Consider the following 21,335-nt stretch of genomic DNA (forward strand, 5'->3'; position numbering starts at 1 on the left):
TAACAGACTGAAAGCCATGCCAGTGTGGACACTTTGAGGTCATTATAATTTGCTTAAAATGTTTATACACCTATCCCGCCTTTCAGTGGATTAAGGGTAATGGCAAATTGCATATAATCAGGCGACAGATGCGCATAAACCATAGTTTGCTGAATACTGGCATGACCAAGAATCTGCTGTAATGCAATAATGTTCCCGCCATTCATCATAAAGTGACTGGCGAACGTATGTCGCAAAACGTGAGTTGCTTGGCCGCGAGGCAAATCAGGTTTTATAGCCTTTATTTTTGCTCTAAAAGTGTTGTATACAACATTAAACAGCAGGCCGGACGTTTTGGTTTTTAGGAGTTTTTCCAATTTATCAGAAATAGAAATGGTGCGTGATTTTCCGTTTTTGGTTTCAAGGAATGTAACGCGGCCATTTATGACCTGTTCACTCTTTAACGTTGCAGCTTCCGACCATCTAGCGCCTGTGCTTAAACATAGCAATGCTACCAACTTATAATCTCCTGATAACGCGCTGAGTAAATGCTTGATTTCTTCATGAGCTAAAAAGGTCATTTCAGCCCGTTTTTCTTTCAGCGTCGGCAATCCTTTGATCGGATTATCACCATTAAAGAATTCCAGTTTATGTAATGCGGATAACATGCCAGATAACCGATACAAATCACGATTAATCGTTGCTGCACTGACGTTGTTTTTTAGCCTCTCACTCCGATACTCCAGTAAACGAAGTTTATTAAGGCGATTTATTGCGGGATTACCTAAATCGGCGATCGTGTTTTTAAGTTGCCGGCGTTCTCTCTTTGCGTTTTTGAGTGTAACGCCGTGGTAGAGCCACCATAATTCAAGTAATTCGCTCAGCGTTCGCCTGTCTTTTGCTTTTCCAAAACTTTCAGCGTTGGCTTGTGTATAACGCTCAAAAGCGATCGCTTCTGTTTTTTTGTCAAATTTCCTCCTGATCCGTTTTCCGTTGCGGCCAGTTGGTCTAATGTCCACTAAATAACGACCATCATCGAGCTTCTTAATTGGCATAGTGAAGCCCTCCGATGTAACAAAGTGATTGTGTTTCTATCCAGTCAAGAAAATCCTCATGCAGTGTTAGCCAGTTTTCCGGTCTGAGCGGTACAACATTTTGTGTTCGGCACCATCAGGGGAGAGAGTTGGGCTAATTTGACCAGACTCAGGAGCAGTCTTATCGGTCATTAGCCACAAGGTGTATTTTTCAAATTTAGGGTGGTTGGTGATTTGAAGAACTGTACTTAATCCGGGAGAAGAATGATCTCCCTCGTAATTCTTCAAAGTGCTTAAGGGGATGTTTGTTAGTTCGCAAAATTTAATTTGTGTTAATCCTTCGGCTTTACGTATAGCTCGAATTTTTTGTGACATATTCATTGTTGACAGGTTCCAAAACTGAGACTAAAATCCCTAAAGGTTTTAGAAGTGAGACCTTTTAGGGAGTGAAAAAGCCTAGCGTCGCCAGTAGAAGCAACTCTAAGCATCTGACTAATCAGATTAGCAAATGAACCTGAAAAATACGAGGTTTCTAATTGAAGCTATTAAGGTTATGGAAAGGAAGGTGAACAGTGATAGAAAAAAATGACGATGGGTATATGCAGGTTTATTACCCAGTAGATGCAGTCCCTTATCAGAAATTTGCTGACTTAATAGGTAAAACACATGCTGCTGTTGGGGGGATGATTGAAAAGGGTAAGTTGCCAATTATTCCGTGGCGGGATCCTGACGTGAAATCACGGGATGGTGTGGCTGTGAAAAAACGTGGTGAAAACTGGGTTTATATACCTGAATTCAATAGAGCGATGCGCGACGCTTATTTGAATCGTCCAAAAGAAGTCCGTGATGCGTGGTTGTTGTGGATTGGTTTGTAAGTTAACTAATGAGAGTAAACAATGAAAAACTTAACTCCCCTGGAACGTGTAGGACTGCAATTATCCATAATAAATCGTTTGCAGGATGTTTTTATTGATATCAAATCCGAACTTGACATCACGCCAGAATTTATTCAGGAAGCGTTGGCGCGGTTTATGTCAATAGCTACGGGTGACAGTTATCACATTACTAAATCTGTGCGGGTTGGATTTGGGGAGTTGCAGTCTATTAGTACCAATATCACTGTGCCGGAACCTGTGAGGGAGCCGCTGGCGCCATGCTGTAAGTATTATGTTCCTAAGCTCGGCGATAAAGAATTTACTGACGAGCTTGAATGGTATGAAGATGAATATGATTACAGGTACTTAGATGGCGGCTTTATTCATCTCGACCGCGAATCCGCCGAAATTCATGCGCGGGCAATAATGTCCCTGACCGGTAAAAATAATATCAATAAATAATTACCATAAAGGTAACAACAAACAAAATGCCAATATTGCTACCAACACCAGTGGAATTAAACAAAGGGCGGATTAAATTTGGTGCGTTATTAATTCGCCCGTTACGTCCCAGCGCCGTTTGTTTGTTCACACGTTATCAAATCGAGGACGGTGAATATTCATACGGTAAATTTGATTCCAAATCTGAGGCGCTGAAATTTTGTCAGCAGTTATACGAGAGGCGATTAAATGAACCAATTAACGCGGGTGCAACATCAATATAAGGTTACGGGTGGTGATTTTAATATTAATACCAAAGTAACTGGTACAAATAAAAAAGAAAACCCATTGATGATGACATTAGTTTCAATTGGGTTAGCGACAACCCTGTTAACCCCGTTATTATCCATATTGTGAGGTGATGCAATGGCGAATACTGAACCGTGCCGCGCTGTAGCATTAACGCTGGATGAGAAAATTGATGGTTTGAATAAATCCGCCGCCCTGCGCGCAAAATTTTTCGTTGATAAAAACTCAAATAGCCAACTGGCCGATTTTATTGAAACGATGCGTGACCGTACAAATAACCGCGTCAGAAATAATGAGCGAATGTTGCATTTAATTTTTCATTTGGCGGGTATTGATAAATCACGTTTCGATATCCGGTTTAATGAATTTACACCTGACGAAATCCGCTCGTTAATTCTTGCAATCAATCAACTTAAGGCGCTGGCATCAATATTACCGGATAAATTAATATTGCCGGAATTAATATCACATTAATTTATCGATTTAATTTAATTGTTTTTATGTGCCAACGCGCAGGGATTTTTATTACCTAAAAACAGGAAACAGAACAATGGATATAGAACAACTGATAAAAATAAACAGAGAAGATGAGCGCAAGGCCATGGCCGAACGCTCTGCTTCTCGTCTGGAAAATATCGCCTCACATATTTTGGCGAATAAATTGGATCATGCCGCGTCAGCCGAATTATTGATGAGTGAGGCTGAGAATATCGAGCATCAGGCGCAGGAGCTGGAATATGTCTAGGCAAATCGATGGCGCCTGTGAGTGTGCCGCCGAAATACTGGAACGCCGGATAGCCGCCCATGTTAACCGTCCGGTCGGGGTTGCCGCGTTTGTGTGTGAAGACTGCGATCAGCCAATCCCTGAGCAGCGCCGCCGGGTGATTGCCGGTGTGACCCGCTGTGTGCCCTGCCAGGATGTCTTTGAACTGAAACAACAACATTATCGGAGTGTGTGATGGATAATCTTCGCTTTGTTAACATTGATAAAAACGCATTTGATATCATCATCAATAATAAAAACCATTGTATCGGTGTTGTCGAAGGTCGTGGCGACGATGTTGATTTTATAACGTTAGAAAGATTCAATAACTTTTTTATTATTAAAAGTCTCGACATCGACATTGAACATATTTTTGATAATCAATATTTACCGATCGACCTCAACAGTGGTGATTACGTCGTACTCACTCAGGAAGGCGGGTATGACTGGCTGGATGATATCGACCGCCGAACCACTTTACTCATTGATGACGCCCATCATTTTCAGGGTGGACCAGATAGTCCCCGTGTTTCATTTTATGAATATTCCGTGTTAACCCCTGATTATTTTTTTTATGAGGGGGCTGACAATGGCAAATAAAACCATCCTCAAATGGGCGGGTTCTAAATCCCGTATTATGGATAAATTGCTGCCCCACCTGTCTGCGGGTCGTCGGCTGGTTGAGCCGTTCGTCGGTTCCTGCGCGGTCATGATGAATACAGATTATCCGGCCTATTTTATTGCCGATATCAATAACGATTTGATTCATTTATATCGCGCGATTTTGTGGGACGTTGAGCGTTTTATTGATGAATCGAGCAAATTTTTCAGCGAGGGCAATCGTCAGGATACATATTATCGGCACCGTTCTGATTTTAATACCTGTGCGAAAGCTAAGCTGTTTCTTTACCTGAACCGCCACGGTTATAACGGCCTATGTCGCTATAATGCGGCCGGACAATTTAACGTTCCTTTTGGGCGCTACAAAAAACCGTATTTTCCTGAACATGAAATCCGGGCATTTTATGAAAAGGCGCAGTATTGTGAGGTTAATATGTCCTGTTTAGCGTGGCAGGACACGTTAACGCTCGTTGATTATGGTGATGTGGTTTATTGTGATCCGCCCTATTTAACGAATATGGGGGCGTTTACCCAGTATTATCAGTCTGCTTTTACTCCCGCCGATCATGAGCTGTTGGCCGTGAATTTACATACGCTGAATAACGATCTCGGCGTGCCTGTTACTGTTTCTAACTCGATTGCCGCCAAAGAGCTGTATGCCGACCTCGGTTTCACCATCCACGAAATCGATGCCCCGCGCACCATTGCCGCTAATGGCAACCGTCAACCGGCGAGAGAAATCATTGCGGTGTTGGAGGGGCGCCATGATGGATAGTCGCTGTTACGCTGAAAACACCATTAATGTGATCACGGTTTCCGGTGGAAAAGATAGCCTGGCTCAGTGGTTACTGGCGATTGAGAACGGTGTACCGCATGTTGCTGTGTTTGCCGATACCGGCCATGAGCACCCCCAAACAATGAAATATCTGGATTATCTGGAAAATAGACTGGGTAAAATTCAGCGGGTTTCGGCTGATTTCGCCAGTCAGATAAAAAATAAACGTGAGTTCATCAAATCACGCTGGCCTGTCAGTTTGGTCGAAGAGTGCGGTATGTCACCTGCTCAGGCGGAAAAACGCATTATTGCTGCGCTCAAGACGCTGTTTCCTACCGGTAGCCCATTTTTGGATCTGTGTATGCTAAAAGGCCGTTTTCCATCTACGAAAGCGCGTTTTTGTACGTTCGAACTTAAGCATAAGCCCATTGCTGAGCAGGTTGTTGCCCCGCTGTTATCCCAGTTCGATGAGGTGATTTTATGGCAGGGTGTCAGGGCGCAGGAATCACCATCCCGCGCTGCGTTGCCAGAATGGGAATCGGATATTGATAATACGGCGGGGCTGTCTGCCTATCGTCCGATCCTGTCATGGACACATGAGCAGGTTTTTGCCCTGGCGAAAAAACACGGTATTAAACCGAATCCGCTTTATCAGCAGGGGTGTTCGCGCGTGGGCTGTATGCCGTGTATTCACGCCCGCAAATCTGAGCTGGCCGAAATATTTACCCGTTTCCCAGGTGAAATCGCCCGTGTTGCCCGCTGGGAGCGCATGGTTGCCGCCTGTTCGCGTCACGGAAACTCGACGTTTTTCCCGTCCCATCAAGACCCTGTGAAACAGCAGCGCCGGATTGAGTGCGTGACGCTGTCGTCACACGGTATCGAGACCTATCGTGATTGGGCGATGACCACCAGGGGGGGCGTCAGTTTGATTTATTGGCCGATGAAAATTCACAACAGGCGTGTAGCTCAGTGTATGCCGGGGTTTGCGAGTGAGTGACGCTATCATCCTTGATCCCAAAAACGGGGTTTACATCACGGATACCCGTTTTGCGGTTGTGGTTCATGAGAAACACCCCGGCAAGCTGGCGCTGTTGCAGGTCAACGCCTATGACGGCATTTACTCGCTGGTCGGCTGGCATGACAGTGACGTGTCGCTGGTTGCTGAACTGGTGAACCTGCATGTGTCGCATATTAAGTGCGGTTTGCGCTCTGTGAAGGACTATCTGGATACCGTGGCGGTGATCACGCAGCGCTGCCAGACCGCGTTGAATCTTTTGAATCCTGATACGTATGGCGGCATTGTTGCATGAGCAGTCGCCTGGTGAATTTTAATATCCTGCCCGAAGCTGAACCCGCCAATGGGCAGTATGCCTATTGGTGGAATGCCCCGCGGCATCAGGCTGTTGCCGGTTTTGAAAGACCGCTTTCCCGTGAAAGAATGATTCAGGGGCAAGCGATTTTGGCAGATATCGAATCCCTGCCACGCATTCTGCGCTATCCCTATCAAAAACGTTACGAAAAGACGCTGAAAGAACAAGGTATTCTGAAAGCCCAAGATTTTCTGTATTTCGATTTCCATCAAAAATTCTGGCCGCGCATTATGGCCGTGACCCGTCGTTTTGAGATGGATACCCACGCCACGCTGACGGCCACGGCTCGTATTTCCACCGAAATCAGCCAGTTTAACCGCCTGCCGGATCTGCATGACAAGCCGCTAAAAAAACTGGCGGCTCAAATCGCCGCCGGATTCTTTACGTTGTTTGAGCTGTATTGTGATCAGTGCATCGCTCAGGCGGATGGCGATAAAGAAGCTATCTATCAGATACGCAACCTGTCCCTGATTTACGGCGAACTGGCGAAGATTGCTTGCGGACTGCATGTCACGCCTGCGCATTACGCCCGTTACCTGAAAGGTGCGTTGCAACAAAAAGATGTGATTGCCGCGGTATCCCGTCTGGTGAATGACGATTTTTGGTATCGCCAGCTTAAGGCACACCGTACCCGCTGGCGTGAAGCACTGCTGATTGCCGCGATGGCGGTCAATAAAAACCGTTCCCCATATGCCAGTCGGCAGGCCATACAGGAGGTGAAATCACAGCGTCTTTCCAATATGCAATATCTGCAAACCATGGATATTGAGGACGTGGCAACGGGCGAGCGCTTTGATCTGGTTGACAAGGTGATGTCGAGCATTTCTAACCCGGAAATTCGCCGGATGGAATTAATGTCCCAGATTGCCGGCATTGAACGGGTGGCGACAGCCCGTGGCGATATCGGGATGTTTGTCACTATCACCACGCCGTCAAAATATCACCCCACCCGCTTGATGGGGAAAGACAAGATTGCCGTGCTCAATAGTAGCTGGGCGAATGAAGCCTATACGCCAAAAGACGGCCAGCGTTATCTGGTGCGGGTCTGGGCGAAAATCCGCACGGCGTTTAAAGATGCCGGATTGAATGTCTATGGCGTCCGCGTGGTCGAGCCTCATCATGATGGTACTCCGCACTGGCATTTATTGCTGTTTACCGATAAGGCCAGCCGTGCAGCGGCTGTTGAGATTATGCGAAAAAAAGCCTTGCAGGAAGACGGCGATGAACGGGGTGCCAAAAAGTACCGCTTTGAGTGCCGGCACATGAATAAAGGCGGTGCCGTGGGCTATATCGCGAAATACATCGCCAAGAATATTGACGGTTACGCGTTGGACGGCCTGATTGATCAGGAAACGGGCAAGCCGTTAAAAGATGCCGCCGCGGCAGTGACCGCGTGGGCGTCCACATGGCGTATCCCGCAATTTCATTTCTATAACCTGCCCTCAAAAGGGGCGTATCGCGAGTGCCGTCGCCTGCGCAGTATCAGCATTGCTGACCAAATGGGTGAGATCGCCGAAAAGGTCAGGGCGGCGGCGGATCAGGGTGACTTTGAAAACTACATTCTGTCACAGGGTGGCCCCTGTACGCCGCGTGATCAGCAGACTATTCGTGTTGCGCGTGAGGTCAGCGACAAACTCAATCCGTATGACGAGGCCGTTTCCAGCGTGGTCGGTATTTACGCGCAACTCAATCCGGCCGCGGGCGTGGTGAAAACACGCGAGCGGGAGTATCGCATCGTCAAAAAACACAGCGGCCAAAGTCCGGACGCGGGTTTTGATCTTTTAAAAAGCGCCATCGGCGCGCCTCGGAGTCCTGTCAATAACTGTGGATCAGGGGATTGGCAGGCATTGGGGAACCGTCCTGATTTCCCCGCTAATTTAAGCGGCAAAGCGTTATCGGATGTTCTCCAATGGGGACGGGCAACAGAAATAAACGCGGCTGAGAATAGCGTACAGCGCGAAGAAATCGGCCTTTCGGGGCAACGGGTTATCTCACGCATCACATTAACGCCAAAAGAAGCGGCGTTATTGCCGGAAGTGATGAACTTTACTGCGTCAATGGGTTGCCCCATCAGCAATAAAACGCTCGGCATGATGTTTGTTAACGGCATGAGTATCAGTTTTGACGGCCAGAGGCTGCGGTTCAGTGAAGGCGAAGTCAGATTGATGGATACGGACGCGGAGCAGGAACGGAAGCAACGCGAGTTTGAGTCTCGCAAACAGGCGCGCCGCGAGGCATTGCGGCAGCGGATTAAGAATCTTGGAGTTCGGGAAATGAGGAAAAACCTATCGTGACTATGTGTTTCGGCTCGGTGTGTTCTGGGATTGAGGCAGTCAGCGTGGCATGGGAGCCGCTGGGTATGGTTCCGGCGTGGTTCAGTGAAATTGAAAAATTCCCCAGTGCAGTACTGCGCTACCACTGGCCGCATGTCCGTAATCTGGGGGATATGACCCAGCTACCTGCCATGATTGCCAAAAATCAGGCCGATGCGCCGGATATTCTGGTCGGCGGCACACCCTGTCAGGCGTTCAGCATTGCAGGCCTGCGTAACGGGCTGGGTGATGAACGGGGAAAACTAACATTAACATTCGTGGAGTTGGCAAATGTCATTGATTCAGTCAGAGCAGCAAACGGCGAACAGCCATCTATCATCGTCTGGGAAAATGTGCCAGGTGTATTATCCAGCCCCGACAATGCCTTTGGCTGCTTTCTTGCAGGCCTTGCCGGAGAAGATGAGCCATTGCAGCCGTCAGGGAAACGCTGGACAAACGCGGGTTATGTGTCTGGCCCCCAACGGACTGTTGCCTGGCGAGTGCTCGACGCTCAATATTTCGGAGTCGCCCAACGACGCCGTCGTGTGTTTGTTGTCGCAAGTGCTCGAAATGGATTCTGTCCCGCCAAAGTACTTTTTGAGTCAGGCAGCATGTGCCGGCATTCTGAACCGGGCAGAACGACGGGGAAAGAAGTTACCGCCCGCACTGGAAGTGGCGCTGTTATCGGTAGTCACCGGGGCACAAGGTTAAACCCATACCCGATATTAAACCGGTGTCATCATGGCCGCGAACGGGTCGCAACATATCGGCAAATTTCATTTGGTGCGTATCAAACAGATGATATTTCGTCGACGTTAAAATCCAGAGATGCAAAAAGCGCGACGGATTTGGTGGCAATAGCACTGGCAGGCAACATGATAAACCGGGCGCCCCAGAATGGCGGTAATGGTATCGGCTATCACCCTGAAATTTCCTACACACTGACCACAACCGATGTTCATGGCGTGAATTATGGCTATGCCGTGCGCCGTTTAACCCCTGTGGAGTGCGAGCGGTTGCAGGGATTCCCGGATAATCACACCCGAATCCCTTGGAATGGCAAAACAGCAGGACGTTGTCCTGACGGCCATCGTTATCGGGCAATCGGCAACTCAATGGCTGTGCCTGTGATGGCATGGATTGGGAAGCGAATTTTGATGCAGATGCAGATGAGGCAACAATGAAAAAACTGACAACAGCCAGTGAGTTATTGAGATGTGATTTGGATATGCACTGTGCTCGCTATAAAAAATGGCGACAGAATACCCGCAATCAACCCGGCCAGCGTGCGCCTAAAATGAACCTGTCACGTCGGGATCGGGTATTGCGACAGATAGTTAAACGTGATTTAGCGGCAGGAATGCCTATTTTTAGAGGATAAATAAATGCATAGCGTCACCCTAAATTTAACGCCCGAAATCGTTAACAATATCAATCATAAATTTGCGTCGGGTTTATTCGTCTGGCAAGAACGCTGGAAAGCCAATCAGCATCACCGCAGTCGCTTTTTGCATAAAGCCAGACAGGTGGGTGCTGATTATTATTTCGTACTGGAAGCGTTAAGTGATGCCTGTCGGACAGGGCGGAATAAGTTTTTTCTGTCCAATAAGGAATTATTACCCCTTTTTGTTCAATATGTTGCGCAGTATTTCCCTGAGCAGCGCGCCTATTTAAATGATCAGGCGACAGATATTCAGTTACTGAGACTCAGTAATGGTGCTGAACTCCGCTTTGTGCATGAAAACAGCCATGTTGCTGCGTTGTGCGGGGATGTATATGTGTCTGAATGGGCGTGGTCGGATAATCCTGTCCGGCTGGTGCAATTGGCGTTCATTTTATCAATAAATAAGCAATGTAAGAGAACGTTTTATTCTTCACGGGGTACAGGTGATAACGGCGAGGAAACGTATAAGCGGTTTTTTACTCATCGTCGCGTTAAGGGTGCTCCGGCTTTTTTCGATACGATAACGTTGTTTGAGGTGCCTGAACGTCGGTGGAATGTGGAACAGCTTCGCAGGAGTTGGTCAGAAAAAGAGTTTGAAGAGCTGTTTTTGTGTCGGATGCCGCATCCGCGTTAGTGAATGTTGGGATACCTTAGGCTGGCATGCGTTAAAATTGTAATTGCGTGACATGTCACATTACTATCATGAGACCCGCTTTGCGGGTTTTTTAATGACTTCATTGCTTGACTTCATTTTTATCAATGCTAATATGACTTCAATATTTGAAGTCACGGTGTATTGGCATATGAACAAACAAGTTTCAGCGCTCCGAACGCGGCAGCAACGCACATTGGAACAGATTTTCAGAACGCCTGTATCTTCAGGAATTAAGTGGTCAGATATTGAAGCCTTAATCAAGGCACTAGGTGGTGAAATAAAGGAAGGCCGGGGTTCGCGCTGTAAGTTTTTGTTAAACGGGAGTATTGCCAATTTTCATCGTCCCCATCCGTCGCCAGAGACAGACAAAGGCGCCGTTGCTGGCTTGCGGGAATGGTTGGAAAGTATCGGAGTGACACCATTATGAGTAAACAACACACCAATGTGATGGAAATAGCCGGACTGTCGGCGGTTATCAGCTATGTGCCTGAAATTGGCATGTTTCGGGGAAAGTTTTTAGGCTTGTCAGGCTATTGTGATTTTGTGGCGGACAGTATCGCGGGATTGCACGCTGAAGGCAAGCTGTCATTGAATGAATATCTGGAAGACTGTCGCGCGGCTGATATTGAACCCTATCAGCACCGTGAGAAAACCAAAACGTTTACCCTGCGTTATCCTGAGTCATTTGGCGAACGTTTAAATCAGGCGGCCAGTGAGCACCATATTTCGGTTAACGCGTTCATTCTAGACACGTTGGATGAACGTTTAAGAAATAGCTAAAATTGCGTGACCTGCCACAAAACCCGCTTTACTGCGGGTTGTTTTTGCTCTTCAATCATAGTTGCATAAAATCACCTACCCCGCGCATCAATCTGCAAGATCAAAAAAGGATCTCATCCCCCGCAAAGCACCAGTATTCGCGCTTCTCCGACGATCCCTTGCAGGTGCATAAAAAGCACTGCATTTAGTGGGCAGGCGTGGCGGGGTCATGACTGCGCGCGGCATCATATAATGGCGTGCCAAATTCAAATTTTCAAACGTAATTATTTCATATGAAACCATATTTCATGCAGGCAAAAAAAAGACCGCCTCGCAGACGGTCGTATCATCTACGTGATGTGGGTCAGTCGTTGTTGTCCGTCTCCAGCGAATAGCGGTTAAACCGGATCACCTCTTCCCCAAGCCAGTCATTCAACTGTTGCATCTTGCTTTGCAGCGGCAGCAATTCGTTGCGCACAAACACCTTAGCCGCTTTCTCCACGTCACCGAACCCGCCGGTATTCTGCGGGATAATCCCCATTAACTGAGGGGGCACACGGTGCGCCGCCAACATGTCATCACGGCTCACATTCTTGATATTCAAAAATTCATCTTTCGCCGCGGCTTCGGACAGTGGGATAGTCTGAATGCCGTCTTTCTTGCCACCCGGTGCATACAAAAAGAGGTTGCGGAAATTACCGGGGCCTTTACTGCTTTTCAGGGCTTCACGAATTTTATCCACATCATCCGTTTTCTGTGCAGCATCACTGATATAGAGAATGTACCCCGCGTGCGAACCATTGAGATAATACTTACGGCGGAACAGTGTCGAGGCTTCATTCAGCAGAACGGACGGAATAGCCGCCAGATATTCCGGCAGGCCGTACAGTTCCTGATTAATATCCGGCTCTATTAAATGAAATACCTGCCCGGTTTTGAACTCAAACGGCTTAGTCTCATAGCCATATTGCACAAACCAATAGGTATCGAGATCAACACCCCGGCGCGTGAACTTAGCCGGCGAGTGCTTCAGTGTCAGTGGTTGACCTAACCGGTTATCGCGCAATTCAAGATAGCCGTTACCGAACAGTAAAAAGTCTAACGCCCAGCTATCAAATGCTTGGCGGCTTAAATACTGGTGCGGAATGAACGTGCTGGTCAGGATGTTACGTTTCACAAAAATGGCACTGCTATGATGGGGTGCGGCGCGGAATGTGCGCGCCAGCCCGTTAAAACTGATGGGCGGCTCATAGTAATTATCGACCCGCACACATTCCAGGTAATCAAAGATTTCACGTTTATCCAGTACGGGGATGGGGTCACCAAACGTAAACGCCTCCATTGAGGCGGTATCAGGCGTCCGTGTCAGTTTCTGGCTCTGGCGTTTCTTATTTTTACGGCTCATTAAAAGACCTCAATAATATTGTGGTGATTGCTGTTTTCACCCGTAATAGGTTCGTTGTACAGGGCGTGCATGGTCGCCCATGCCAGGTCGGCATGGCTGGCTTCTTCGCTACGGTCGGCTTCATAGGTTGGCCGGTTGCCACTGGCGGTGGTTGCCCGTCGAATAGCCATAAAAGACTGGGTAATGTCATTACTGCCGGCGTCATATTCCAGTCGGTCATGACTGATCACGTCGTAAGCTTTGAGTACCAGGGCATTTTTTAACGCGGGGTTATAAACAAACTCTTTTGCCGCGGGGAAAAAATCCCGCACATTTTGTAAAACACCGTGACCCAGACCGGTGGAATCAATACCGATATATTGCACGTTATAACGTTCGGTCAGTGCCTGAATCGCGTCAGACTGTGCGCGAAAATCCATACCGCGCCATTGATGGTGCTCCAGTATCCGAAATTTGCCACCCGGGAACAGGGGCGGCGCGATAACAACACAACCTGCGCTATCCCCGTTTTGCGTCCCTTTGGCCGGATCGTACCCAATCCAAACCGGATGATAGGCATATGGACGTATCATCAAGGGTTGCACGTCGTCCCACACTTCCCAGCTATCCACTAAGCATTTTTGCATGAGCTGTAAGTTGAAGATTGACGCGATATCATCGACAAACTCACACATGAGCAAGTTTTCGAATTCAGCCGGGCTGTATTCTAAATGCAACTGGTCGATATCGAATAAGTCACAGCCGCCGCGTCTGGCATCTTCAATCGTGACAATTTGCCGCCACTGACCATCACCGCACATCATGCCGTTAACTAAGGCTTGGTGGGTGGTATCGACTTCAACATGATCCGCCTTGCGGCGTCCGCGATTAAATAGCTTGCCTGACCAGAACGGATAGGCACTGTGTGTGAGTGCCGATGGCGTTGAGAAATACGTTTGGCGCCAATTTTTTTGCATCGCCATGCCCGATGCCACTTTGCGCAGCTCCTGAAAGCGGGGTATCCAGAAATACTCATCCAGATAGAGGTTACCGTGATAACTTTGGGCTGTGCGGGCATTGGTGCCCAGAAAATAAAGCGTTGCCCCATTGGGTAAAACAATGGGATCGCCTTTGAGATCAACATCTACCTCGCGCGCCATATCAATGATGTAGCCTTTGAAAACATGCGCTTGTGCCTTGCTGGCGGATAAAAATACCTGATTGCGTCCGCTCGTTAACGCATCCATAAAGGCTTCGCGGGCAAAAAAGTACGTTGCGCCGATTTGGCGCGATTTTAAGATGTTGCGAATACGGTGTTTGTGCCCTGCGCCGTACCAAACCTTTTGGTACTCAAACATGTTTTCATGGAAGATTTTTTCTAACTTTTCAATTTGTTCTTCGCTAAACAGGTTCTTTGTAGGCGCCCGGCGTTCACCTTTATTTCGATTGGCGAGTTTCGGGTTTAAATCTACCTCATTACCGCCATCTTGATAGCGGTGAATTTTGGCATGCCGTTCCAGTTGACGATAAAGCAAATCAATTTCTTTAAAATCTTTCCCCTCTTTGTTTTCTTTGCTAATCAGCGCGCAAAGGCGCACTTCAACACTCATTTCAACACGGTCAAAGGGCGTGATGTCATCCCATTTGTCACGGCGTTTCCAGCTGTGAATAGTGACGGCTTTTTCTTTGAGGATTTCAGCAATGCGCGCGATCCTGTACCCGTTAAAGTACAGGTGCATGGCTTTTTTACGTGGATCAAGATCGGGTAATGTATTCATGCCGCCAGATTACTGACTGGCGACCCCTCTCGCGCTGCGTACCCATTGTGTCATTTCCCATACAATGGCTAGGCATTGTTTGTTATCCCCCATCCCTGAAAACATAGGCTCACTTGTTTTTTACGCATGAATAAACATTCAATTGCCGGAGCCTGAGCAATGACGAAAAAAAGTAAGCCGGTGCGCCTTTGTGTTGAGGGAGCCACAACCGATGGGCGCACAGTACAGCGCCAATGGTTAACTGAAATCGCCAAAAATTACGACAAAAGCGTTTATGGTGCACGCATCAACATGGAGCACTGGAACTATTCATTCATGCCGCGCTTTGGTGATGTGGAATCGGTGTATACCGAGGAAATCAGCGAGGGAGCGTTAGCGGGTAAATTGGCGTTATACGGTGTGCTATCACCAACCCCTGAACTGATCGAAATGAATAAAAAACGCCAGAAAGTCTATACCTCTGTGGAAATCAACCCGAACTTTTCCGATATGGGCGGCGCTTATCTGGTTGGGCTGGCTGTCACCGATAACCCGGCCAGTCTGGGGACGAGCATGTTGCAATTCAGCAAGGGTGCCAATGATGCTGAATTGTCTGAGCGCAAGCAAGACAAAGGCAACGTATTTACTGCTGCTGAGGAAACCTTGATTGAGTTTAGCGACGACAGCGATAAAACCGATAAGCCCAGCTTGCTGGATAGCATCAAAGCGCTATTTACCAAAGAACGCAAGACCCATGACGTCAACCTGTCTGATGTTCGCCAGTCAATCGAACTGTGTGCTACTGAGCAAGTAAAAACAGCCAGTGAAGTTGAAAAGCTGTCACAACACGTTGCTGAGTTTGCGGCCATTAAGCAACAACACGAAGCCCTGCGTACTGAGTTGGGCGCGTTAAAACAGGATTTAAGCCAGCAAGACAACCAGCCACAGCGCCCACACTCTTTTGGCGGTAAAGGCGAAAATACCGAAAACCTCACAGACTGCTAAACGGAAACGACAATGAGAAAAGACACGCGCTTTAAATTTAACGGTTATCTGACCCGTTTGGGTGAGCTGTACGGTGTTGAACCTGCCACGTTCACCACCTCGAAAGTGGAAATCGAGCCGTCCGCTGCCCAAAAATTGGAAAGCAAAATTCAACTGAGTGCCGCATTTTTAACGATGATCAATATTGTTCCCGTTAAAGCGCAAGTGGGGGAAAAAATTGGTTTAGGGATCGGCTCAACCATTGCCGGTACGACGGACACCAAAAATAAAGACCGCGAACCGACCGACCCCACCGATTTATCTAAGCAACAGTATCACTGTAAGCAAACGAACTTTGATACGGCCATTCGTTACGAAAAATTGGATATGTGGGCCATTTTTGACGATTTCCAGCGCCGTATTCGTGATGAAATTATCAAACGTCAGGCACTTGACCGTATCATGATTGGCTGGAACGGCACACACCGCGCCGCGACATCTGACCGTGCCGCCCATAAATTATTGCAAGACGTGAACGTCGGTTGGTTGCATAAAATTCGACTGGAAGCGCCCCGCCATGTGATCGGTTCATCCACCGATAAAGACACCAATATCATAACCCCCGAACCCCTTAAAGTGGGTAAAGGCGGTGATTATGCAAACCTGGATGCACTGGTGATGCAGGCGGTTGATGATGCCATTTCCGAAGTGTACGCCGATGATACCGAACTGGTTGTCATTTGTGGGCGTAAGCTATTATCCGATAAATATTTCCCTATCGTCAACCGTGATCAGGCTAACACCGAAGCGTTGGCGGCGGATGTGATTATCAGCCAAAAACGTATTGGTGGTTTGCCGGCGGTGCGGGTGCCGTATTTCCCTAAAGACGCCATGCTGATCACACGCTTAGATAACCTGTCTATTTACTGGCAAGAAGATTCCCGGCGCCGTCAAGTGCTGGATAATCCGAAGCGTGACCGTGTGGAAAACTACGAATCTGTTAACGAAGACTACATTGTCGAAGATTACGATTGTGTCGCGCTAATTGAAAACATTGCGCTCATCAAAGCCAAACCTGACGCACCCGCCGATACGGAAGAGAAAAGCGGAGAATAAGCCGTGAACCCGTGGGAAAAGAAACGAATGCAAGTGGAGGCCAGGCAAGCCACTGAATATGGCGGCAGGCTGGCTGATCCCTCCGTCGCAACGCAAGTGCGGTTGATGTTACGTCAGCACATGCGAGACTTAGGCAAAATTCAGTCATTTGAACGCAAGGCCACTTACAAACGCAAAGTGATGCCGCTGTATGAAACGTGGATTACTGAAACTCTTCACAATCAATCAGGGGGACAAGATGACGTTTTGATGTACCTCATGTTGTGGAGCTTTGACGCCAGTGTTTATGAGCAAGGGCTGGATATTGCCGAATATGCGTTAACGCACCAGTTAACCATGCCAGAGGGGCAATCACGCACAACGGGCTGCGCTATCGCTGAAGAAATGGCAGACCGAGCCAAAGACGCTTACACCGTGAAAAACCCGATCCCCCTGGCGATATTGCAGCGCACCCTGTCACTGACTGAGCATGAAGATATGCCCGATAAAGTCCGTGGGGAGCTCCATAAATGGCTGGGTTACAGCTTGCGTGATAATGGTTTTCCGCAACCGGCATTGTGTGAATTGATGCGCGCCCTTGAGCTGAACGATCGATCAGGGGTGAAAGCGGATATCAAGCAATTAGAAAAAATCTTGTCCGCGAAAGACAGCGCGGACCATTAACGAACGTGCCAACGCGCCAGGGCGGCGCGAGATAAGAAACCGGTTTTCGACCTCTCGCCCACCGCCCTACCTATTCAGGGGGGTTTTATGGATTTTATTTCACCCGAGCCGATTAAAGAAAAAGGCCAGACAATCACCAGCGGGGATTTCTGGCCATCCATTCATACTGCCCATTTTCGCGCCACCATGCGCAGTGATGGCACGGTGACCCCCGACCGCCTGATTGAAGCGTTGAAAAATGCGGTGATTGAAACTAACCGGGAATTGGCGGGCTGGCAATCACAAAAAATCGGCCTCGGCTATCACACCCTGGGCGGTGTTCCGGCCAACCTGATTGACGGTGAATCTGAGCTGTTATACCTCTACCGCCGCGCGGTGTATTGCACGGCAAAAGCCGGGCTTAACGAGCGTTACCGCGACATTGACACCACGCCGGATGGGTCGAAAAAAGCCGATGCACTGGATCCCACTATTGACGATTTACACCGTGACGCGGTGTGGGCTATCCAGCGCATTAAAGACACCACGCACAACATTGTTGAGCTGATATGAACATTCGTACGGTTCAGGGGGACACAGTGGACGCCCTGTGCTGGCGCCACTATGGACGGACATCCGGCATGGTTGAGCACGTGTTGGCGGCCAATCCCGGTCTCGCTGATTGGGGGGCTATTTTACCCCACGGCATGGCGATTGAGCTGCCCGATATCGCCGCCGCCCCGGTAACACCGATGATCCAATTATGGGACTAAGACATGGACAAACAACCTGATGTATGGGCCGACCTCTTGAACGGCCTAAAAAATTCGTGGCCGCAGATATCCGGCTCGGCTTTGGCTATCGCCATTTGCTATGGTCGACTGATTTACGACGGCGTGGAACGGAAGAACCGATGGGTTGAACCGCTATTGTGTGGGGCACTGTCATGGGGCATATCCAGCGGCTTAGAGCTGTTCGGCATTCCGGCCAGTGTGTCACCCGCGCTCGGCGGTGCCGTGGGCTTTATTGGGGTGGAGAAACTGCGTGAGTTTGCCATTCGAGCTATTAACAAACGCTTGGGGGATAAATAATGTCCAGAGGCATTCACAATAACAATCCCGGCAATATCCGCCACGGGGATCAATGGCAGGGTCTGAGTAGCAGGCAGACCGATAAGTCATTCTGCCAGTTTATTGCGCCGGAATATGGCATCCGGGCGATGCTGAAAATCCTGCGTAATTACGAGCGCAAATACGGTCTGAACACGACTCGACAAATTATTTCCCGCTGGGCGCCACCAAATGAAAATGATACCGAGAGCTACATTGCTTATGTGTGTCAATCCGTTGGCATAGCCAGCAGTGCAGTGATGGATGTCGACAATGCTGCCACGATGCGCCGACTGGTGAAAGCGATTATCCAGATGGAAAACGGCCAGCAGCCGTATTCCGACGATGTATTCACGCGGGCATTTGACTTGCTATGAGCTGGAAATGGGGATCATTCAGTGCAATGGCCGGCATTCTGTTGATAGTGTCAGCCATCTATGCCGTTTGGTCAGTCTATGCGGAAAATGGGCGGCTCGCTGATGAAAATGCGTTACTGACACAGCAGAATCAGCGCCAGCAACTCATCACCAACAACGCCTATCACGCCATCAGGTTATTCAATGACATCTCACGAATTAATAGCGAAAACCGGAACCGGTCAGCCGTGGATTCTGAGCAAACGCAGGCCGCCATCAAAACGGTTGTGGTCAGTCATGAGTGCGCCCATCGCACTGTGCCTGATGGGGCTGTTATCCGGTTGCAGCAGCACGCGAACCGAATACGTTCCGGTGCCACCGATATCGATCCCGGCGCATCTGCTCGCTGACTGTTTACCTCCAGCCATTCCGAACCCAATGACATGGAGTGACAGCCTCATTCTGAATGAGCAACTATTGACCGTGATTGAACAGTGCAATCTGGATAAACAGGCCATTCGCCAAATCGAACAAACCCGACAGGTAACCCATGAATAAACCACGCTTATTGCGGGAACGGCTCACCGCCAAAATTCCCTACCTGCGCGACAACCCCGAATACCTGCACCTGTTCGTGGAAGATGGCGCGGTGCTGGCAACACTGGCCCCGTCGTTGTCTTACGAGTATGAATACACGCTGAACCTGATTGTCGAAAGTTTCCCCGGCGACCAGAATGTGTTAATGGTCGTCGTCGTACACTGGTTACGCGAACACCAGCCGGATATTTTCGCCAACCCCGACAACCGCCGCAGCGGCTTTACCTTTGACGTCAATATCCTCAATGACACCACGGCGGATATCAGTCTTGATCTCAAACTGACAGAACGGGTACAGGTCACCACACAGGACGGTGCCAGTACCGTGACCGCTATCCCGGAACCGACTAACCCGTTTGACCGGTGGTGACATGGACGATAACGCATTACAACCCCTAGAAACCGCACTGACGGCCCTGTTAACCACACTGTCCCCGGCCAGTCGTAAACAACTGGCGCGGGATATCGCACGGGATTTGCGCCAAAGCCAAATGCAACGCATCCGCGCCCAGCGTAACCCGGACGGTAGCCGCTATACCCAACGCCAGGCGCAGGTATTGACGGTACAGCGCAGCATGCAGTTCGTCTGGCGCGGCGAAACCCGAAAATTAAAAAGCTGGCAGTTCCGTAAGGGCAAAAATGGTATGGTCATCACGGGGTATGATGCTGAACGCAAGGGGCAGCGTACCTTCTATAAAAACGATATCCAACGCGTACTGGAAGTCAAAAGCGATCGCATCAATACCCGTAAAAACAGCAAGAAAACCCGCATGTTTAAAAAACTGGCGACTGCCCGTTACCTGCGCCTGTCAGCCACGGATAAAGAGGCGGTGATTTTTTTCGCGCCGAAAGCGGCCACTGTCGGCCGTGTGCACCAGTTTGGCTTGAAAGAGCGGATGCGCGGCAAAAATATCGACGTCAAATACCCGGCACGCCGCCTGTTGGGACTGACCCCACAAGATATTGCACATATCGAAGCGCAGATCCTGGCTCATCTCACCCGCTAATGTGTGCCAGCCCTGACACAACCCCGGCAACGTGCAGACCTGTACGCGTAGTGACATGTTGTACGCATGAACACACAATTAACCGAGCTGTTGCGCCGGCTGCGCAACCTGATCCGCATTGGCGTCGTTACCCAGGTAGACACGACCCGTGGCCGCTGTCGCGTGGAAACCGGCCATCTTGAAACCGACTGGCTGAACTGGCTGACGGCCAGGGCGGGGAACTCGCGCACCTGGTGGGCGCCCAGTGTCGGTGAACAGGTGTTAATCCTGTCCATTGGTGGCGAACTGACTACCGCCTTTGTCTTGCCGGCCATTTTTTCCGATACATTTCCGGCGCCATCAACGTCCCCCGAAGCGACACATATTCAGTTTCCCGATGGTGCCGTGATGGAGTATGAACCGCAATCGGGTGCCTTGACCGTGACAGGTATTCAAACCGCGACCGTGACCGCGTCAGTCTCGGTGCAGGTCACCGCGCCGGAAATCACCTGTACAGCCAGCAACCAAATTACCCTGGATACCCCGACCGTGATGTGCACAAACCATTTGACCACGGGCAGTCTGGCGATCCGGCAGGGCGGAACGATGCGCGGCAATATTACCCACACAGACGGCCAATTCAGCTCTAACGGCGTTGTGGTCGATTCACACCGGCATAATGGTGTGCGCAGTGGTGACGGTACGTCAGGAGGTCCCACCTCATGATGTATCTGGGCATGAATCGCCAAACCGGTGAGCAACTGACCGATATTGACCATATTCGCCAGTCCGTCAGCGATATTTTAATGACGCCAATAGGCAGCCGGATTGCCCGCCGTCAGTACGGCTCCCTGTTGTCGGCATTGATCGATGCGCCGCAAAACCCGGCACTGCGCCTGCAACTGATGGCGGCCTGTTATACCGCTATCCAGCAATGGGAGCCACGCATCACCTTAACGGCGATAACACTCAGCCAGACGGCGGCGGGGCAAATGACGGTCGATATCAGCGGCCATTATTCCCCCAGTCGGGATCCGATTGCATTTTCTGTGCCTGTGAGGTGAAAC

General features: G+C 49.2%; 31 protein-coding genes and 2 pseudogenes. 29 read left to right on the forward strand and 4 right to left on the reverse strand.

Going from position 1 to position 21,335, the window contains the following annotated elements; translation table 11 throughout:
• Nucleotides 1-62: 62 nt before the first annotated feature.
• Nucleotides 63-1,034, reverse strand: a complete 972-nt coding sequence (locus tag Xkoz_RS07510; RefSeq protein ID WP_099141572.1) for a phage integrase — start codon at nucleotides 1,032-1,034, stop codon at nucleotides 63-65.
• 66 nt (nucleotides 1,035-1,100) lie between these two features.
• On the reverse strand, nucleotides 1,101-1,394 hold the full coding sequence (locus Xkoz_RS07515; protein ID WP_099141573.1) for a helix-turn-helix domain-containing protein: 294 nt from the start codon (nucleotides 1,392-1,394) through the stop codon (nucleotides 1,101-1,103).
• 191 nt (nucleotides 1,395-1,585) lie between these two features.
• Between Xkoz_RS07515 and Xkoz_RS07520 the strand changes: the two genes are divergently transcribed.
• The 16 genes and pseudogenes from Xkoz_RS07520 to Xkoz_RS07590 all read left to right on the forward strand — a co-directional run bounded on the left by Xkoz_RS07520 (nucleotide 1,586) and on the right by Xkoz_RS07590 (nucleotide 11,358).
• Nucleotides 1,586-1,888, forward strand: coding sequence for a Cox family DNA-binding protein (locus Xkoz_RS07520; RefSeq protein ID WP_099141574.1), 303 nt, complete (start codon nucleotides 1,586-1,588; stop codon nucleotides 1,886-1,888).
• A gap of 21 nt (nucleotides 1,889-1,909) precedes the next feature.
• A complete protein-coding gene (locus Xkoz_RS07525) occupies nucleotides 1,910-2,350 on the forward strand; it encodes a hypothetical protein (RefSeq protein ID WP_099141575.1) in 441 nt (146 codons plus the stop codon).
• Nucleotides 2,351-2,578: 228 nt separating this feature from the next.
• A complete protein-coding gene (locus Xkoz_RS20810) occupies nucleotides 2,579-2,746 on the forward strand; it encodes a hypothetical protein (RefSeq protein WP_167386569.1) in 168 nt (55 codons plus the stop codon).
• A 9-nt stretch (nucleotides 2,747-2,755) separates the two neighbouring features.
• Nucleotides 2,756-3,112 carry a DUF5347 family protein gene (locus Xkoz_RS07530; protein ID WP_099141576.1) on the forward strand — a complete coding sequence of 119 codons (357 nt, stop codon included), beginning with the start codon at nucleotides 2,756-2,758 and terminating at the stop codon, nucleotides 3,110-3,112.
• Nucleotides 3,113-3,188: 76 nt separating this feature from the next.
• Nucleotides 3,189-3,383 (forward strand): DUF2732 family protein, encoded by a 195-nt coding sequence (locus Xkoz_RS07535; protein ID WP_099141577.1) that lies wholly within the window; start codon nucleotides 3,189-3,191, stop codon nucleotides 3,381-3,383.
• Entirely contained in the window at nucleotides 3,376-3,597 is a 222-nt protein-coding gene (locus Xkoz_RS07540) for a TraR/DksA C4-type zinc finger protein (protein WP_099141578.1), read from the forward strand. Before Xkoz_RS07535 ends, Xkoz_RS07540 begins: the two co-directional genes overlap by 8 nt.
• Nucleotides 3,597-4,001, forward strand: coding sequence for a hypothetical protein (locus tag Xkoz_RS07545; protein WP_099141579.1), 405 nt, complete (start codon nucleotides 3,597-3,599; stop codon nucleotides 3,999-4,001). The genes Xkoz_RS07540 and Xkoz_RS07545 overlap by 1 nt, the downstream gene beginning before the upstream one ends.
• Nucleotides 3,991-4,797, forward strand: coding sequence for a DNA adenine methylase (locus tag Xkoz_RS07550; RefSeq protein ID WP_099141580.1), 807 nt, complete (start codon nucleotides 3,991-3,993; stop codon nucleotides 4,795-4,797). The genes Xkoz_RS07545 and Xkoz_RS07550 overlap by 11 nt, the downstream gene beginning before the upstream one ends.
• A pseudogene (locus tag Xkoz_RS07555) lies at nucleotides 4,787-5,790 on the forward strand (phosphoadenosine phosphosulfate reductase domain-containing protein). Before Xkoz_RS07550 ends, Xkoz_RS07555 begins: the two are co-directional and overlap by 11 nt.
• Nucleotides 5,787-6,107, forward strand: a complete 321-nt coding sequence (locus Xkoz_RS07560) for a DUF5405 family protein (protein ID WP_099141582.1) — start codon at nucleotides 5,787-5,789, stop codon at nucleotides 6,105-6,107. Before Xkoz_RS07555 ends, Xkoz_RS07560 begins: the two are co-directional and overlap by 4 nt.
• Nucleotides 6,104-8,461: a replication endonuclease gene (locus tag Xkoz_RS07565; RefSeq protein ID WP_099141583.1), complete on the forward strand. Its 2,358-nt coding sequence runs from the start codon at nucleotides 6,104-6,106 to the stop codon at nucleotides 8,459-8,461. The genes Xkoz_RS07560 and Xkoz_RS07565 overlap by 4 nt, the downstream gene beginning before the upstream one ends.
• 2 nt (nucleotides 8,462-8,463) lie before the next feature.
• A pseudogene (locus tag Xkoz_RS07570) lies at nucleotides 8,464-9,633 on the forward strand (DNA cytosine methyltransferase); the annotation flags it as partial.
• A gap of 26 nt (nucleotides 9,634-9,659) precedes the next feature.
• Nucleotides 9,660-9,860 carry a DUF7301 family protein gene (locus Xkoz_RS07575; RefSeq protein WP_099141585.1) on the forward strand — a complete coding sequence of 67 codons (201 nt, stop codon included), beginning with the start codon at nucleotides 9,660-9,662 and terminating at the stop codon, nucleotides 9,858-9,860.
• Between the two features lie 4 nt (nucleotides 9,861-9,864).
• Nucleotides 9,865-10,557, forward strand: a complete 693-nt coding sequence (locus Xkoz_RS07580; RefSeq protein WP_099141586.1) for a terminase large subunit domain-containing protein — start codon at nucleotides 9,865-9,867, stop codon at nucleotides 10,555-10,557.
• A gap of 169 nt (nucleotides 10,558-10,726) precedes the next feature.
• Complete coding sequence (locus tag Xkoz_RS07585) at nucleotides 10,727-11,005, forward strand: type II toxin-antitoxin system HicA family toxin (protein WP_208615225.1); 279 nt, start codon at nucleotides 10,727-10,729, stop codon at nucleotides 11,003-11,005.
• The gene (locus Xkoz_RS07590; protein WP_099141587.1) at nucleotides 11,002-11,358 is read left to right on the forward strand and encodes a type II toxin-antitoxin system HicB family antitoxin; all 357 of its coding nucleotides are present in this window, start codon (nucleotides 11,002-11,004) and stop codon (nucleotides 11,356-11,358) included. The genes Xkoz_RS07585 and Xkoz_RS07590 overlap by 4 nt, the downstream gene beginning before the upstream one ends.
• A 343-nt stretch (nucleotides 11,359-11,701) precedes the next feature.
• Here the strand turns inward: Xkoz_RS07590 and Xkoz_RS07600 are convergent, their stop codons facing one another.
• Entirely contained in the window at nucleotides 11,702-12,742 is a 1,041-nt protein-coding gene (locus Xkoz_RS07600; protein WP_099141589.1) for a phage portal protein, read from the reverse strand.
• A complete protein-coding gene (locus Xkoz_RS07605) occupies nucleotides 12,742-14,499 on the reverse strand; it encodes a terminase ATPase subunit family protein (protein ID WP_099141590.1) in 1,758 nt (585 codons plus the stop codon). The genes Xkoz_RS07600 and Xkoz_RS07605 overlap by 1 nt, the downstream gene beginning before the upstream one ends.
• 159 nt (nucleotides 14,500-14,658) lie before the next feature.
• Here Xkoz_RS07605 and Xkoz_RS07610 point away from each other — a divergent pair, with 159 nt between their 5' ends.
• The 13 genes from Xkoz_RS07610 to Xkoz_RS07670 all read left to right on the forward strand — a co-directional run bounded on the left by Xkoz_RS07610 (nucleotide 14,659) and on the right by Xkoz_RS07670 (nucleotide 21,332).
• Nucleotides 14,659-15,483 (forward strand): GPO family capsid scaffolding protein, encoded by an 825-nt coding sequence (locus Xkoz_RS07610; protein WP_099141591.1) that lies wholly within the window; start codon nucleotides 14,659-14,661, stop codon nucleotides 15,481-15,483.
• Between the two features lie 12 nt (nucleotides 15,484-15,495).
• Nucleotides 15,496-16,578, forward strand: a complete 1,083-nt coding sequence (locus Xkoz_RS07615; protein WP_099141592.1) for a phage major capsid protein, P2 family — start codon at nucleotides 15,496-15,498, stop codon at nucleotides 16,576-16,578.
• A 3-nt stretch (nucleotides 16,579-16,581) separates the two neighbouring features.
• Complete coding sequence (gene gpM / locus Xkoz_RS07620; protein WP_244183428.1) at nucleotides 16,582-17,241, forward strand: phage terminase small subunit; 660 nt, start codon at nucleotides 16,582-16,584, stop codon at nucleotides 17,239-17,241.
• Nucleotides 17,242-17,328: 87 nt separating this feature from the next.
• Complete coding sequence (locus tag Xkoz_RS07625) at nucleotides 17,329-17,793, forward strand: head completion/stabilization protein (RefSeq protein WP_099141594.1); 465 nt, start codon at nucleotides 17,329-17,331, stop codon at nucleotides 17,791-17,793.
• Nucleotides 17,790-17,993: a tail protein X gene (locus tag Xkoz_RS07630; protein WP_099141595.1), complete on the forward strand. Its 204-nt coding sequence runs from the start codon at nucleotides 17,790-17,792 to the stop codon at nucleotides 17,991-17,993. The genes Xkoz_RS07625 and Xkoz_RS07630 overlap by 4 nt, the downstream gene beginning before the upstream one ends.
• A gap of 3 nt (nucleotides 17,994-17,996) precedes the next feature.
• Nucleotides 17,997-18,311 carry a phage holin, lambda family gene (locus Xkoz_RS07635; protein ID WP_099141596.1) on the forward strand — a complete coding sequence of 105 codons (315 nt, stop codon included), beginning with the start codon at nucleotides 17,997-17,999 and terminating at the stop codon, nucleotides 18,309-18,311.
• Entirely contained in the window at nucleotides 18,311-18,706 is a 396-nt protein-coding gene (locus Xkoz_RS07640) for a structural protein (protein ID WP_099141597.1), read from the forward strand. The genes Xkoz_RS07635 and Xkoz_RS07640 overlap by 1 nt, the downstream gene beginning before the upstream one ends.
• Nucleotides 18,703-19,095 carry a hypothetical protein gene (locus Xkoz_RS07645; RefSeq protein WP_244183429.1) on the forward strand — a complete coding sequence of 131 codons (393 nt, stop codon included), beginning with the start codon at nucleotides 18,703-18,705 and terminating at the stop codon, nucleotides 19,093-19,095. The genes Xkoz_RS07640 and Xkoz_RS07645 overlap by 4 nt, the downstream gene beginning before the upstream one ends.
• On the forward strand, nucleotides 19,010-19,243 hold the full coding sequence (gene lysC / locus Xkoz_RS25890; protein WP_422646088.1) for an Rz1-like lysis system protein LysC: 234 nt from the start codon (nucleotides 19,010-19,012) through the stop codon (nucleotides 19,241-19,243). The genes Xkoz_RS07645 and lysC overlap by 86 nt, the downstream gene beginning before the upstream one ends.
• A complete protein-coding gene (locus Xkoz_RS07655) occupies nucleotides 19,236-19,652 on the forward strand; it encodes a phage tail protein (RefSeq protein ID WP_099141600.1) in 417 nt (138 codons plus the stop codon). Before lysC ends, Xkoz_RS07655 begins: the two co-directional genes overlap by 8 nt.
• A 1-nt stretch (nucleotide 19,653) precedes the next feature.
• A complete protein-coding gene (locus Xkoz_RS07660; RefSeq protein WP_099141601.1) occupies nucleotides 19,654-20,289 on the forward strand; it encodes a phage virion morphogenesis protein in 636 nt (211 codons plus the stop codon).
• 66 nt (nucleotides 20,290-20,355) lie between these two features.
• Nucleotides 20,356-20,994, forward strand: a complete 639-nt coding sequence (locus Xkoz_RS07665) for a phage baseplate assembly protein V (RefSeq protein WP_099141602.1) — start codon at nucleotides 20,356-20,358, stop codon at nucleotides 20,992-20,994.
• Nucleotides 20,991-21,332, forward strand: a complete 342-nt coding sequence (locus Xkoz_RS07670; protein WP_099141603.1) for a GPW/gp25 family protein — start codon at nucleotides 20,991-20,993, stop codon at nucleotides 21,330-21,332. The genes Xkoz_RS07665 and Xkoz_RS07670 overlap by 4 nt, the downstream gene beginning before the upstream one ends.
• The last annotated feature ends 3 nt before the right edge of the window (nucleotides 21,333-21,335 follow it).

Source organism: Xenorhabdus kozodoii (assembly GCF_002632875.1).
In the GTDB taxonomy this organism is placed as follows: Bacteria; Pseudomonadota; Gammaproteobacteria; order Enterobacterales; family Enterobacteriaceae; genus Xenorhabdus; species Xenorhabdus kozodoii.

Coding starts and splice junctions, on each gene's coding strand:
- Xkoz_RS07510 (WP_099141572.1), bottom strand. CDS start 1,034: ATGCCAATTAAGAAGCTCGATGATGGTCGTTATTTAGTGGACATTAGA.
- Xkoz_RS07515 (WP_099141573.1), bottom strand. CDS start 1,394: ATGAATATGTCACAAAAAATTCGAGCTATACGTAAAGCCGAAGGATTA.
- Xkoz_RS07525 (WP_099141575.1), top strand. CDS start 1,910: ATGAAAAACTTAACTCCCCTGGAACGTGTAGGACTGCAATTATCCATA.
- Xkoz_RS20810 (WP_167386569.1), top strand. CDS start 2,579: ATGAACCAATTAACGCGGGTGCAACATCAATATAAGGTTACGGGTGGT.
- Xkoz_RS07530 (WP_099141576.1), top strand. CDS start 2,756: ATGGCGAATACTGAACCGTGCCGCGCTGTAGCATTAACGCTGGATGAG.
- Xkoz_RS07535 (WP_099141577.1), top strand. CDS start 3,189: ATGGATATAGAACAACTGATAAAAATAAACAGAGAAGATGAGCGCAAG.
- Xkoz_RS07540 (WP_099141578.1), top strand. CDS start 3,376: ATGTCTAGGCAAATCGATGGCGCCTGTGAGTGTGCCGCCGAAATACTG.
- Xkoz_RS07545 (WP_099141579.1), top strand. CDS start 3,597: ATGGATAATCTTCGCTTTGTTAACATTGATAAAAACGCATTTGATATC.
- Xkoz_RS07550 (WP_099141580.1), top strand. CDS start 3,991: ATGGCAAATAAAACCATCCTCAAATGGGCGGGTTCTAAATCCCGTATT.
- Xkoz_RS07565 (WP_099141583.1), top strand. CDS start 6,104: ATGAGCAGTCGCCTGGTGAATTTTAATATCCTGCCCGAAGCTGAACCC.
- Xkoz_RS07575 (WP_099141585.1), top strand. CDS start 9,660: ATGAAAAAACTGACAACAGCCAGTGAGTTATTGAGATGTGATTTGGAT.
- Xkoz_RS07580 (WP_099141586.1), top strand. CDS start 9,865: ATGCATAGCGTCACCCTAAATTTAACGCCCGAAATCGTTAACAATATC.
- Xkoz_RS07585 (WP_208615225.1), top strand. CDS start 10,727: ATGAACAAACAAGTTTCAGCGCTCCGAACGCGGCAGCAACGCACATTG.
- Xkoz_RS07590 (WP_099141587.1), top strand. CDS start 11,002: ATGAGTAAACAACACACCAATGTGATGGAAATAGCCGGACTGTCGGCG.
- Xkoz_RS07600 (WP_099141589.1), bottom strand. CDS start 12,742: ATGAGCCGTAAAAATAAGAAACGCCAGAGCCAGAAACTGACACGGACG.
- Xkoz_RS07605 (WP_099141590.1), bottom strand. CDS start 14,499: ATGAATACATTACCCGATCTTGATCCACGTAAAAAAGCCATGCACCTG.
- Xkoz_RS07610 (WP_099141591.1), top strand. CDS start 14,659: ATGACGAAAAAAAGTAAGCCGGTGCGCCTTTGTGTTGAGGGAGCCACA.
- Xkoz_RS07615 (WP_099141592.1), top strand. CDS start 15,496: ATGAGAAAAGACACGCGCTTTAAATTTAACGGTTATCTGACCCGTTTG.
- Xkoz_RS07625 (WP_099141594.1), top strand. CDS start 17,329: ATGGATTTTATTTCACCCGAGCCGATTAAAGAAAAAGGCCAGACAATC.
- Xkoz_RS07630 (WP_099141595.1), top strand. CDS start 17,790: ATGAACATTCGTACGGTTCAGGGGGACACAGTGGACGCCCTGTGCTGG.
- Xkoz_RS07635 (WP_099141596.1), top strand. CDS start 17,997: ATGGACAAACAACCTGATGTATGGGCCGACCTCTTGAACGGCCTAAAA.
- Xkoz_RS07640 (WP_099141597.1), top strand. CDS start 18,311: ATGTCCAGAGGCATTCACAATAACAATCCCGGCAATATCCGCCACGGG.
- Xkoz_RS07645 (WP_244183429.1), top strand. CDS start 18,703: ATGAGCTGGAAATGGGGATCATTCAGTGCAATGGCCGGCATTCTGTTG.
- lysC (WP_422646088.1), top strand. CDS start 19,010: ATGGGGCTGTTATCCGGTTGCAGCAGCACGCGAACCGAATACGTTCCG.
- Xkoz_RS07655 (WP_099141600.1), top strand. CDS start 19,236: ATGAATAAACCACGCTTATTGCGGGAACGGCTCACCGCCAAAATTCCC.
- Xkoz_RS07660 (WP_099141601.1), top strand. CDS start 19,654: ATGGACGATAACGCATTACAACCCCTAGAAACCGCACTGACGGCCCTG.
- Xkoz_RS07665 (WP_099141602.1), top strand. CDS start 20,356: ATGAACACACAATTAACCGAGCTGTTGCGCCGGCTGCGCAACCTGATC.
- Xkoz_RS07670 (WP_099141603.1), top strand. CDS start 20,991: ATGATGTATCTGGGCATGAATCGCCAAACCGGTGAGCAACTGACCGAT.